A 12,925-nucleotide genomic window follows, 5' to 3' on the forward strand; every position below is an offset into this window, starting at 1 on the left:
TCTGATGCGTGGCCAATAATGGCTGCGCAGCACTGGCTTGATCTGCTGAGGCTCGACTTGGTTTGTAGAACCACCATCATCGTATTCTCGATCCTGTACCTGTTGGCGTTGATTGCATTCTTGACCGGCACATTTGGCTGGTTGGGACAGGAACGAGATCCCTTGTCCGGGGTGTTCCTTTTGCCGTTGGGATTGCCTTGGATAATTCTAGTGGATTTGGTCTCAGAGTCAGCCAAACCGTGGTTTGCGGCGATTGTACCGGTGCTCAACCTGTTAGCGCTGGTCTTGATTTGCAGATGGGTACGCAGTTTGCGCCAGAAGTGAAGGCGGAACTCTGTCTCACCCAAAAGGAGGAAAACATGGGAAAAGTAATCTTGGGAATTGTGATCGGGCTCGTCCTCGGCGTGGTTGGAGCGATGACCTTGGGTGGCGGGGCCGCAATGGGGGTCGGCGTTGCGACAGGCTTGTCCGCCGGTGTTTGCACCACATTGAAAGGAGCACAAGCCGAGAACCTGATCACCGCCGAGCAAGCGGATCAAATCCTCAATCGCGTAAATTCCGAGATGGCATCTCTGCAAGGAATTGAAACGACAGATGAGATCGTCGGCAGCGCACAGGCATGCGATGAATTTCTGTCAAAGTTACGAGAAGCAAAGTGAGGTTCCGCTTTGTACGGAACAAAACTTCAAGGACAAGCCAACAGGGAACCATCTGATGAAACTCGTTTTACTCAAACTCCTCACACCCATGTTCGCAATCGCGAGCACAGCTGCTTTTGCAATGTCAGAAGCCGACGACGCGTGTATCGACCATTTGCGGCTGGTTGGTGGACCAGACGGTCAATCCGGAACGATCGAAAGCTCTCAGTTCTCGGAAGCTGGTACGCTCGTTATGCTGCGTGATGCAGGTGGAACACTTTGGCGCTGCATCGCTTACAAGGATGGAAGCATCGGCGAGATGTCGGTTGTCGAAGCGATGGATGATGGCGGTGGAGCAATGGCAGGCGCCGCCGGTTCTACCGGTAGCCAACGTGTCAAATTCGATGCTGATTCCACCGGCGCCGAACTAGTTGGTGAACTCGCGCCCGGAGCGTCGCAGCAATATGTTCTCGGTGCAAAGAACGAACAGTTTCTTTACGTCCGAGTTGCGCCGCGAAATGGCTCCTTGGACTATGTTATTCGTAACCCTGATGGATCTGAATTGTTAGGATTGATGTCGGCGGACAAAGAGTATCGAGGACAGCTTTGGCAATCCGGTGATCATGTTGTGGAGGTTATCAATCGCAGCAACTCTTCTGTCGACTACAACGTCATTTTCGGAATTGAATAGGTGGTCAATCAGAAACCCTGGAACGCAAGTCCAAACAAGCGAGGGAAAAACAGATGAAACCCAAGGTCCTATTGGTGATCGGCACGGCGTGTATTACTGCGCTTGCAGCATGCGACGACAGTGTTGGATCAGTGGATGCAAGTGCACCAACTGTGGGCAGCTCTAGCGATCTTTCGTCATTTGAAGGGGCAAGAGCGGGCCAAGCTGAAATGGGCATCCAAAGTCTCGGATTTGAACTCATCCGCAGCGAAGGGCTGACCTCGTACTGGTTTAACAGAGATACTGGTGCATGTGCTCGGATCACGACATCTGAGGGAAGGTACTCAGATGTAACTATGCTGCCATCAAGTGACTGCTGACACATTTTTCATCAATCAAACATCTGCAAAAGGGAGCTTCAGTTTGCATTTCGACTTGGCACATGCGGCGGTTACCATCGTCGCTCTAATTGTAACAAACCTGGCCTTGAAATTGGCCGGCGTGATAAACGAAGAAAACAAAGACCAATTGAACTGGAAAGTATTTCTGGCCTACTTCGTGGTCGTCTTTATCATCAATCTGGTGTGGCCAATCTAAAGCTTCAGTTCGGAAAGTCTATCGCGCACTTGATACGGCTGCTGAGAATGAGCCGCTCCAATAGATTTCCAAGTGGGAAGAGTTTGAGCATATAGCGCTTAAGAATAGAAAGGAACTGGCATGCGGTTTTTGACGTCCCTCATATTCATCGGTGTTCTGGCAACTGCGGCGAATTCTGACGTCACCAGTCGAAACGGTGGCCCAAGCAACAGCCAGATGCTCTCAAAGGGCAGCGACGGAGGCGTCGATGGCGTCGCTTTCTTTCGCCCAGTCCTAAGCGGAGTTTTGTATCGCTCTGGCTTCAAGGGCGGCGACAAGGGTCGAACGGGCTTGAGCAACGCTCAGCGCGAAACACTGTGCGATGAAGGGTTTTCGGCCGGGTTTTATGCGGACTTCGGCAAGAACACCGAATACGGCCGCACCAGTTGCGGAAACGGATCCTTTGACTATCAGAGCGCCAGATCGTCCCGACCCGGCACTGTCATGGCCGCCATACACGAGGTGATTGAGGACCCTGGAAAGGGTCCTGTCCTGGTGCACTGCATGTGGGGCGTTCATTCCTCTGGTGCATTGTCGGCAATGGCGCTTGTTCAGTTTTGCGGATGGACGGAAGAAAGGGCCAAGGAATATTGGAATGATGCCCGAAACGGGGCCCCATGTTCAGGCGGGTGTGACCAGTGGATTGACTCGAAGTTCTCTAACTTCAGTGTCGACCCCAGTTTGAAGATCTCCGGCGAACAACAGGCCGCGATTTGCCCCAAATGACATCGGGAGGACTATCCAAATGAGGTTCAATCTTCTGGGGTCACTGGCTTTCATTGCGCCCACTGCCTTGTGGGCGAGCGACGATGTTCGCGGAGAAGCCACGACATTTGATAGTCCCAATGGTGTTACGGAACACTGCATTCGGATCGAAAAAGTCCCAACGGGCGAGTACAAGAACAGCGATCTTGAGGAAGAAACTGCCTATTGCGAAATCGATTTCTATGCGCCCGAAATCGCCATTTGCCCAAAAACCTGGAGCACCAGCCCAGGGATGGCCGTCTACGATATTTCGGAAGGACCCTACACGAGGAACCGTTCTGAATTCGAGAGAAACGCTTGCAAAGAGGGAAAGGCGGCGAAAGATCTGGCCAAGGACAGGGTCGCTAAATTCAAGTCCACCATGAACCAAAAGGGCACCAGTGGAACGTTTTCCACTTCGTCGCTGCTTTACTATCATTTCTCCAGATATTTCGACGCAACTGTCAAAGTTCCAGTCGCCGTTTGGCGTAGCATGGACGCCCAGGCGCATTTCTCCGAGGTTGCAGAGCCTGGCCTTGCGATTTCTGGCGGCTCTCGCGGCGGGCGCATGAACCATGAAGGCTGGCGGGTCTTTGCAGCTGCGGACGCCGACCCGAACTCATACCAACCGACCGATGATCTGTTCACCGCAGACCGAACGCAAATATACGGTGTCCTGCTTGATAGCCCTGGGCATCGATACGGTTCGGAAATCAACGGCACGCGCAAGTCTGGATGGGGAAAAGGTCAAAACCGCGATTTTCAGGAAACGCCTGCTTTTATGGCTTTGCGGTCTTCAAAACCAATCTCAGAGGCCATTGCAGAGGGCGTTAGTGAAGGCCGAAAAGACAGGATGATCAACAAGGATCTCGGCCCCGATGTCAGCGACCAACAGATGGCATTTTGGATGCAAGAACTTACCGAGATTGTTCTACTCGACTTCATCTTCAGCCAGCAGGACCGTGTAGGAAACATAGACTTCACACCCTATTGGTATTGGGTCGAAGACGGAAAGTTGAAGCATAAGAAAGCCAAGCACCATCAGCCGAACGATGGAGATATTCCCGCCGAGGCATTATTGATCCGTCGCAGCAATCTAAACGACAACGATGCTGGTGGGCGTGTCGAGTATGCCAACTTCGCGAAATCTACTCAAATGCTGGAGAAAATTCGCCACTTCTCTCCAAGCACGTATCGGCGCTTGGTTGCTTTGAATAGTGATCTTCAATCTCAAGGTCTCGTCTACGGCTGGTTGTCGCGGAGCCTTGGGTTGTCAGATAGGCAGATTGCCCAAGTTGTGAATAACACCGAGCTGGCAACGTCCATTCTCTGGGACAATTGTTCTAATGGTGATTTGATGTTCGACTTGGATCCTGTCGCATTCTTTTTGAACAATAATACCGAGGCGGAGGGCCTGGACTGCAATGATCCGTAAGCGTTCGATCACTGTCGCGGCGTTCGTTTGGACGGTCGTGCTCGCCTGCAAAGCGGCCGCTTTGGATGTGATCGTCATATCGGATCTGAACGGCAGCTATGGCTCGGTCAGATACGATGCGCGCATCGAAAAGGCGATCAAGCGGATAGTCGAGATTGATCCCGATTTGGTTATTTCGACTGGAGATATGGTTGCGGGACAGCGCATCCCCAACTTATCCGACAAACAGGTCAGGGAGATGTGGGAGGCGTTTCACGAGGCCGTATCAGACCCTTTAGAGACTGCCGGCATTCCATTTGCGGTCACGCCAGGAAACCATGATGCCTCTGCGTACCGTGGGTTCGAGCGTGAACGAAAAATATACGCAGAGGAATGGGCGCCGAGAAAACCAGGCGTCGACTTCCTGATTTCAAATGACTACCCGTTCTTCTACGCATTCAAGATGCAGGGAATTACGTTTGCGTCTCTGGATGCAACGACCTTAGGGCCGCTATCCGGTGATCAACAGGACCGACTTGTGGAACTGGGCGCAAATGGGAATCCGGTTGTCACTTTCAGTCACCTCCCACTTTGGCCCTTCGCGATCCAGCGCGAACGCGAAATCATCGGTGACCCAACACTTGAAAAAATTTACCTAGAAAGCGGTGTCGTTCTGCATCTGTCAGGCCACCATCATGCCTTCTACCCAGGCTGGAAAGACGGTGTGGCTTATGTTTCCCAAGCTTGTTTGGGAGGTGGCCCGCGACGGCTTATTGGTGACAATGCCAAATCACCTCACAGCTTCACTCATGTTACGTTCCAACCAAACGGAGAGTTTGGTATAGCAGTATATCGAGGGCCTGATTTCGAAAGGTCAGTAAACTTCAAGTCGCTCCCGAAAGAGATCAGATCCCCGAATGCGGTGTTGAAACGCTTAGACCTTGTGAAATGATTAGAGGTTGAGTTTCAGCTCAACTTTTTCAGGGACCAGATCGTTTATCATCTCTTCGATCCGAGCTTCCGACAATCCACCCGAAGTGATGAAAAGCAACGAAACGCGAGATTTTCCGGGTACGTGGTGTTTTCGGACCAACTTCCAGCCAGCGTCTGCGGCCATGGCTTCAATGTCCCCGCTGACTTTCAATGAGTGCTCTTCGTTTGAAGCCTTGAGCGAAATTTCCACGCCCTTGTTTCGCCCACCGAGCCAAATGAAACACCAACATACAACCGCCACCAGTGTGGCCATCAAGGGTAAGCCCAGCCCTACCGCCAGCCCAAGCACGGTGACTATAATCATTTCCACCGTGTCGACCGGGTCATCCATATTTGATCGGAACCTTAACAGAGCTCCTATTCCAAAAATCACGAACCCGATCATCGATCCGTGCTGTACGACCAGAAACCCAACCGCCATGCCGACAAGCGCATAAAGGAAGAACAGTCGCGGCATGACGATATCGCTGACACTTCTACGGGCTTTACGTCTCACCGGATGATAGACGATCAAGCCAGCCAGAATGATCGTTACGATCACATCGAGAGTAAAGAAATACAGTTCCTGTTTGCCACGAAACTGCGTCCACCGGCGTTCGATAACGATTTCCGACCCCGAAGCCCCGGCCAGCATCGTCGCAGGGTCGACTTGTGACACCGCAGCACCTGGCAACAGCAGCATCAACAACACGGTCACAAATGTGAGGGTCGTATTCAACTTGTCTTCCTTCCTGCTCACGCCAAAGGCTTACGCTTCACCAAAGGCACATCGTGCCCTATTCAATTCAATCGCAACAGGCGGGATCAGGTAAAGAGATTACCGTGCATTCTTCGGACATCGCGTCCGGACTGTGATACGAACGCTGATACAAGGATATGGTCCAAGCGCGAGAAAATCCAATGTCAGAACACAAGCTGCTTCGGTCGAAACTTGGGTTTTCACGGTGCTTACCCAAGCTTGGAGAACTCGCTTCTTTTGCAAGCGCTACTGTTGCATTTCTGGCATGGATCGAGCTCGCCCACGCCGAGAGTCCCGGTTTGACTCTCATCGACTCCTTCAAGGTGGCGGATAAATCGGAAGGCTTCTCGGAGCCTTCCGGATTGTCTCTGTCCAACGCGGAAGGCTTCTTATGGTCAGTAAGCGACGCTGAACCTAAACTGCACCTACTTGGAATCGATGGGGCATTAGGAAACTCATTCAAGCTGCCTTCATTGGCGGGATCAGATCTGGAGGGCGTCGCATCACGAAAAGATGGGTCTGTTTTAGTACTTCAGGAAACTGATCGATCAATTCTAGTCGTTCACCCGACTGACCCCATTCAACTAACTACAATCCCTCTAACATCTCTCAAAGGCTACTCGGACGCCGCTGAATTGCTCGTCGGTAACCCTTTGAACAAGGGACCTGAGGGCATCGCCGTCGACCCGGAATCCGGGCGGGTCTTCATTGGCATTGAGGGACAACCAAGGTTGTTAATGGTCGTATCACCCGAGCTAGATGAAATTATTGAGATGATTCCTTTAGCCCGCGATGCAGGTTTTATCTCCGAGGTTGTAGATAATGATGAACTGGATTTGAGCGGCCTGGCATGGTCCCCGTCTTCACGTTCTCTTTGGATTGTAAGTGACAAAGGCCGTCAAATTTTCGTCTATAATCCAGAGTCCAAGTCCATAAAATCCATCAGTTTGACGTTCACAGAAGATGGCAAACAAAAGGAAGTTAAACATCCCGAAGGTATCGCTCTCGATGAGACCAAAGGGCTTCTCTACATCCTGACAGACGACGCCAAGAAATCGCGGCTTTATGTTTTTAATATCCCCAAATTTTAGTCGCTAGAGAATGACGCTCACATTGCCACGATAGCTTCCGCAAGTTGTTGCAGCTAGCTTACCACTCCTCTTCGTTGGTCCGCCCTAATCAGAACCGAACACTTAAGTTTGCACCGAGGCCATGCTCTTGGCCGTTGGAGCGAACTGAATAGCCATATCCTGCCGTTAGTCTGGCCAGATCAGATATCTGATACCCTAGCCCCAGACCAAGCACGAAGCCATTTGCCCCTCGGTTTTGTCCGACTTGTGTGAAAGTGCCAAATATCGGGCTCGTTACAGTGATATCGTGCTCACTATCCTTGTTGGCAAAGAAGTCATACTCATAACGAGCAAAGGCAATTGGGGTTAGCACACCATTCTCTGTCAAGAAGTCCCGTTGGTAGTCAACTCCAATGGACGCGACCAGAGACTCTGCATCCGCTTTTTTAATTGAGTAGTTGAAGTCACCACCGCCAGTCTCTGTGCCTGAACCTTGTTGAATACGCCCGTAGTTCAATCCAAAAACCGTAGAAACCCTTGCACCGCTGTCCAGGTTAAACAACTTCCGTGCCTGGATACCGGCGTGGATTCCCTCTTGGTCCAAATCCGATTTAGCCTCGCCTCCCGTAAAGCCATCAACAGAAGGGTTGTTTCGCTTGGCGTCGGTTTCACCGAACATGTAACCGATCAGTCCGGAGAACTCCCAAGTTCCGGTTGTTGTTCGCCCATAGACGCCCACGTGATAGTTGTCGGTCGAAAAGTCTTGATCGACTTGATCGTGCTCATCCATGGAGGACGTTCCGAAACCTGCATACACGCCGACCACACCTCTATTGGTACTTGCGACATCCGCTCCAACCAAAATGGTGCCCAGCGAATAGTCGAATGTGCCAAGGCCGTTACTTCCATCAACGTCCCCGCTCACATAGGCCGTGTCGATCCACCAGCGCCGATCAGAGCAGTCGATTGCGCCACTAGGGCTGCGGTCCGTGTCGATGCCACCTGATGCAACGGGTCTGTTTTGATTGTTGAAACCAACTGCTTGATATTTGCGGCAGTCAGCATGGCTCAGAACAGTGTTTGTTATCAGGTCTAGTTGCTCAAGCCCAATAGTCAGGTTGGAGGAATAGGGTTCTGCATGCACGCGATTAAACCCAGCCAGACCTGAATTGGTGAGCGTATTGACAGCGGCACCAATTGTTGAACCGCTACTGAGCCCCGTCCCCGGTGATGTGTTTGTGGTATTAGCAACCGCTCCAGCGAGGTTGCTGGCGTTTGGCGAACTGGTAACCGCCGGGTTCTGCGGTAAGCTTGAGACCGGTTGTGCAGTGAATGCAATGTCGACCTGACCATCTGCGGTGGGCGTATTGGCTATCGTCAGATTAGACAAAGCCGGCAGAGATCCACCTGCAACAAGTGTTGGCGAATCTCCATCAATACTCGAGGCTTGAAGGACCGTGTAATTGTTGCCGGCCGCATAGTCTTGCGCAGTCAGACCGGGACGAGCGGCTTCGACTTGGATTGTGGCGTTGTTAATCCCTGTCACCCGCCCGCTGGATGACACCAAGTCAGCTTTCTGCCCGGCAGTTGGATCGACTTCACTTAAGAGCCTTGACCCAGTTTCAAAGGCGATTCCGCCACTGTTATTAAGTGTACCAATTGAAAAGCCCGGCGAAAGCACCCCCCCGTTCTTAACTGTGAAGTTGAATGCGTTCACGGTTCCCGTGCCGGCCAACGTGCCAAAATTCTCAAAGTTCACGGTGTTCAAACTACTTGCTGCATCAAGCCGAACAGTCGTGCCTGCCGCTATCGCCAGGTCACTGGTTGAAGAAATTGAACTATTCGTCAGTGTGAAATCAGAAGCCTCAGCAACCCGAGTCTGAATATAGTAGGCCCCAAAAACTACTTCGGTCGCTCCCATAACGGTAAGGTTGTCATAGGTTAGCGGGCGGTCAGACTGGAAGTAGACTTCAGTGGGGTCGATATTCGCGCCGTTGAAGGGAGCGAACGTCATTGATCTGCCGGAACCAATCGAAGTTCCAATGAGGTTCACTCTGAGCTTTCCATTGATGTTTGTTGCCAACGCTTCCCGAGATACGAAGTCTCCGCTGCCTGCGGCGACATCAACATTCAGAAGAGTTAAAACTGAAGCATTGCTTGAAACGGTATTTTGGCCAGGAACATACAACTCAATTTCACCTGAGGACGTGATCGAGGAGTTTCCAATTGTAAGTCCTGTAATGGGTCCGTTTGGGATCGGGAGACACGTGCGTTCCGTCGTTGAGATTGTTTGATTAACGCGAATGCTTTCAGATCCAGAAGAGTACTCAATTCGAGGAGCACCTAATTCCACGCAGGCCTGTGAGCTTTGGGCTTGCACTTTGGTTGGCGACATCAAATAAGCCAAGATTAAGAATGCGATATTCGCCAGAGTGATGCGCTGAGCAATTCGACTTAGTGGGAACGGCCTATTATTTATCACCAACTTTCTCCTCTCGCGGTACAAGCGAAGCTACCTCAACTTAGGACTAGAAAAACAAAGTTTATCTTTTTAGATTTTTTGTTGTGGCATATGAGCAAGCTCACAACACGGGAAGGTCTGCGCAACGCAGACCTGCTCGTGCATTTACTGCGAGGCAGGACAAGCCGGGTTTTACATTCCGACCATTCCCACCTATGCGCAGAAGCAATCGCAAAAGGTCAAGCCTTGAAACGATTTTGCCGAGCTTGATGGGCGCTGAACAGCGCCATTGAGTGTAGGCATGGATCATTGGATTTCGGAGGCGATAGCTAGGGTCAGGACCCATTGATTTTCAGCGAGCGGCATGATTCACGGCTGAAAACCGAGCGGTGAACATGTCTGATCTTTTCTGGTTGACCGACGCGCAGATGGCGCGTCTTGAGCCCTTCTTTCCCAAGTCTCACGGTAAGCCGCGTGTCGATGACCGGCGTGTGTTGAGCGGGATAATCTTTATCAACCGCAATGGTTTGCGATGGCGCGATGCTCCCGCTGTCTATGGTCCTCACAAGACGCTCTACAATCGCTGGAAGCGATGGAGCGACAAGGGCGTTTTTGCCCGGATAATGGCCGGTCTCGCCGCCGAACACGGCGAGAAGAAGACCGTAATGATCGACGCGACTTATCTCAAAGCCCACCGGACAGCGACCAGCATGGGCGTCAAAAAGGGGGGCGTGCACGCCTGATTGGTCGGACGAAAGGCGGCATGAATACCAAGCTGCACGCTATTTGCGATAGCCAGGGCCGGCCGCTCAACCTGTTCGTCACCGCCGGTCAGGTCAGCGACTACATCGGCGCACGGGCATTGCTGAGCAGTCTGCCGAATGTCGACTGGCTGCTCGGAGACCGTGGCTACGACGCCGACTGGTTCAGAGAAGCCTTGAAAGACAAAGGGATACGCGCCTGCATCCCTGGCAGGAAACAGCGGAAGAAGCCGGTGAAGTACGACAAGCGCCGCTACAAACGCCGCAACCGCATCGAGATCATGTTCGGCAGGCTCAAGGATTGGAGGCGTGTGGCGACCAGATACGACAGATGCCCGAAGGTCTTCCTCTCCGCCATCGCCCTCGCCGCAACCGTCATTTATTGGTTATGAGTCCTGACCCTAAGTCATGTCACGTGAAACGCCACATCAAAGCACCCACCCCCAGCGTCAACCACATTTCGAATGCCCGCAGCTGCGGCAGGTCATGCAGCCCTCAATCATCACCATGTCATACTGGCCGCAGGACGGGCAGGCCCTGCCGCGGGGGGCGTCCATGTTGACCACCTGCGCCTGCGGGTCGGATTTCAGCCCCATCCCTTCGCCTTCGAGGAACCCGATCGCGATCATGTGCTGCTCGATCACGCCGCCGATTGCCGCCAGGATCGAGGGGATGTATTTGCCCTGCACCCAAGCCCCACCGCGCGGGTCGAAGACGGCCTTCAGTTCCTCGACCACGAAAGACACGTCACCACCGCGCCGGAACACGGCCGAGATCATCCTGGTCAGGGCCAGCGTCCAGGCGTAATGCTCCATGTTCTTCGAGTTGATGAAAACCTCGAACGGACGGCGGCGGCCACCGATGACGATGTCGTTGATGGTCAAATAGATCGCGTGCTCGCTGTCGGGCCATTTCAGCTTGTAGGTCGAACCCTCAAGCGATTGCGGCCGATCCAGCGGTTCGGACATGTAGATGACATCGCCGCCATCCACCTCGTGCGGGGCATCCGCGCTTTCACCCGGCACCTTGTCGTCGCTTTCCGAGACGGTCAGAACCGAGCCGGTCACGTCGTTCGGGCGATAGGTGGTGCAGCCCTTGCAGCCCTGATCCCAGGCCTGCATATACACGTCCTTGAAGGCGTCGAACGAGATGTCCTCGGGGCAGTTGATCGTCTTCGAGATCGAGCTGTCGATCCATTTCTGTGCCGCGGCCTGCATCTTAACGTGCTCGGCCGGGGTCAAGGTCTGGGCGTTCACGAAAAAGTCGGGCAGCTCGACATCGCCGAACTTGTCGCGCCACATCTGAACGGCATAGTCCACCACCTCTTCCTCGGTCCGCGAGCCATCCTTCTGCAAAACCTTGCGGGTGTAGGCATAGGCAAAAACAGGCTCGATCCCCGACGACACGTTCCCCGCGTACAGAGAGATCGTCCCAGTGGGCGCGATCGAGGTCAGCAGCGCGTTGCGGATACCGTGTTCACGGATGGCTTCGCGGACATCGTCATCCATCTGCTGCATCGTGCCGCTGGCCAGGTATTTCTCGGCATCGAACAGGGGGAACGCCCCTTTTTCCTTGGCCAAGTCGACCGACGCCAGATACGCGGCGCGGGCGATCGCGTGCAACCAGCGCTCGGTCTGACGCGCCGCCTCGTCGGACCCATAACGCAGGCCCAGCATCAACAGCGCATCCGCCAGTCCGGTCACGCCCAGCCCGATGCGGCGTTTGTCTTGCGCTTCAGCCTCTTGTTCGGCCAGTGGGAATTTTGACACATCAACGACATTGTCCATCATCCGGACAGCCGTGGCGACAAGTTCTTGCAGGGCCTTTTCATTCAAACGGGCTTTTGCCTCAAACGGTTCAACCACCAAACGCGCCAGATTGATCGAACCCAACAGGCAGGCGCCATAGGGCGGCAATGGCTGTTCGCCGCACGGGTTCGTGGCCGCGATGGTTTCAACATAGCTCAGGTTGTTGGCCTGGTTGATCCGGTCGATGAAGATCACGCCCGGTTCGGCATAGTCATAGGTGGCCTGCATGATCTTGTTCCACAGATCACGCGCCTGAACCGTGTGATAGACCTTGCCGTCAAAGATCAGATCCCATGAGGCATCGGCCTTGACCGCTTCCATGAACGGATCGGTCACCAGAACCGACATGTTGAACATGCGCAGGCGGGCCGGGTCGGATTTGGCGGTGATGAACTGTTCTATGTCCGGGTGGTCACAGCGCATGGTCGCCATCATAGCGCCCCGGCGCGAGCCCGCCGACATGATCGTGCGGCACATGGCGTCCCAGACGTCCATAAAGCTCAACGGCCCCGACGCATCCGCCGCGACGCCTTTCACGTCAGCGCCACGCGGGCGGATGGTCGAGAAATCATAGCCGATCCCCCCGCCCTGCTGCATGGTCAGCGCGGCCTCTTTCAGCATGTCGAAAATGCCGCCCATGCTGTCGGGCACCGTACCCATGACAAAACAGTTGAACAGGGTCACCTGACGCGCGGTGCCGGCACCTGCTGTGATCCGCCCGGCAGGCAGGTATTTGAAATCTTCCAGCGCCTCATAGAATTTCTCTTCCCAGTGCCCCGGGTCGTTTTCCACCCGCGCCAGATCACGGGCGATGCGCCGCCAACTGTCTTCAACCGTTTGATCGATGGGGGTGCCATCCGCCTGTTTAAAGCGGTACTTCATATCCCAGATCTGCTCGGCGATGGGGGCGGCAAAGCGGCTCATTGGTGATTCCCTGTGCTGAAAGAGGTATCCAGACTACCTCAAATCACATGCGCACCACAACACCTTG

The 12,925-nt window shown here is 53.6% G+C and carries 12 protein-coding genes; 9 read left to right on the plus strand and 3 right to left on the minus strand.

Features of this window, described 5'->3' with window-relative positions; translation table 11 throughout:
• Positions 1–18: 18 nt before the first annotated feature.
• From GS605_RS09825 to GS605_RS09855, 7 genes are all read left to right on the plus strand, one after another.
• The gene (locus GS605_RS09825) at positions 19–324 is read left to right on the plus strand and encodes a hypothetical protein (RefSeq protein ID WP_171638328.1); all 306 of its coding nucleotides are present in this window, start codon (positions 19–21) and stop codon (positions 322–324) included.
• Entirely contained in the window at positions 297–659 is a 363-nt protein-coding gene (locus GS605_RS09830; RefSeq protein ID WP_171638327.1) for a hypothetical protein, read from the plus strand. The genes GS605_RS09825 and GS605_RS09830 overlap by 28 nt, the downstream gene beginning before the upstream one ends.
• 55 nt (positions 660–714) lie before the next feature.
• Positions 715–1,329 (plus strand): hypothetical protein, encoded by a 615-nt coding sequence (locus GS605_RS09835; RefSeq protein WP_171723858.1) that lies wholly within the window; start codon positions 715–717, stop codon positions 1,327–1,329.
• A 348-nt stretch (positions 1,330–1,677) separates the two neighbouring features.
• A complete protein-coding gene (locus GS605_RS09840) occupies positions 1,678–1,905 on the plus strand; it encodes a hypothetical protein (protein WP_171638323.1) in 228 nt (75 codons plus the stop codon).
• Positions 1,906–2,025: 120 nt separating this feature from the next.
• Positions 2,026–2,670 carry a hypothetical protein gene (locus GS605_RS09845; RefSeq protein WP_171638321.1) on the plus strand — a complete coding sequence of 215 codons (645 nt, stop codon included), beginning with the start codon at positions 2,026–2,028 and terminating at the stop codon, positions 2,668–2,670.
• A 19-nt stretch (positions 2,671–2,689) separates the two neighbouring features.
• Entirely contained in the window at positions 2,690–4,123 is a 1,434-nt protein-coding gene (locus GS605_RS09850; protein ID WP_171723859.1) for a hypothetical protein, read from the plus strand.
• Positions 4,113–5,054, plus strand: coding sequence for a metallophosphoesterase (locus tag GS605_RS09855; protein ID WP_171723860.1), 942 nt, complete (start codon positions 4,113–4,115; stop codon positions 5,052–5,054). Before GS605_RS09850 ends, GS605_RS09855 begins: the two co-directional genes overlap by 11 nt.
• On the opposite strand, the gene GS605_RS09860 is transcribed toward GS605_RS09855, so the two are convergent.
• Positions 5,055–5,813: a hypothetical protein gene (locus GS605_RS09860; protein WP_170428316.1), complete on the minus strand. Its 759-nt coding sequence runs from the start codon at positions 5,811–5,813 to the stop codon at positions 5,055–5,057. It abuts the gene before it with no gap.
• A 182-nt stretch (positions 5,814–5,995) separates the two neighbouring features.
• On the opposite strand from GS605_RS09860, the gene GS605_RS09865 reads away from it, so the two are divergent.
• Positions 5,996–6,925, plus strand: a complete 930-nt coding sequence (locus tag GS605_RS09865; protein WP_171638315.1) for an SdiA-regulated domain-containing protein — start codon at positions 5,996–5,998, stop codon at positions 6,923–6,925.
• A gap of 88 nt (positions 6,926–7,013) precedes the next feature.
• Here GS605_RS09865 and GS605_RS09870 read toward each other — a convergent pair whose 3' ends face one another.
• Positions 7,014–9,386: an autotransporter domain-containing protein gene (locus GS605_RS09870; protein WP_371807745.1), complete on the minus strand. Its 2,373-nt coding sequence runs from the start codon at positions 9,384–9,386 to the stop codon at positions 7,014–7,016.
• A 374-nt stretch (positions 9,387–9,760) separates the two neighbouring features.
• Here GS605_RS09870 and GS605_RS09875 point away from each other — a divergent pair.
• Positions 9,761–10,518, plus strand: a protein-coding gene (locus GS605_RS09875; RefSeq protein WP_171723861.1) for an IS5 family transposase whose coding sequence is annotated in 2 segments (ribosomal slippage) — positions 9,761–10,082 and positions 10,082–10,518 — 759 coding nt in all. Because the reading frame shifts where the segments join, the coding sequence is not laid out codon by codon here.
• A gap of 57 nt (positions 10,519–10,575) precedes the next feature.
• On the opposite strand, the gene GS605_RS09880 is transcribed toward GS605_RS09875, so the two are convergent.
• Positions 10,576–12,858, minus strand: a complete 2,283-nt coding sequence (locus GS605_RS09880; RefSeq protein ID WP_171723862.1) for an adenosylcobalamin-dependent ribonucleoside-diphosphate reductase — start codon at positions 12,856–12,858, stop codon at positions 10,576–10,578.
• Positions 12,859–12,925 lie beyond the last annotated feature (67 nt).

Source organism: Ruegeria sp. HKCCD7559 (genome assembly GCF_013110575.1).
GTDB lineage: Bacteria > Pseudomonadota > Alphaproteobacteria > Rhodobacterales > Rhodobacteraceae > Ruegeria.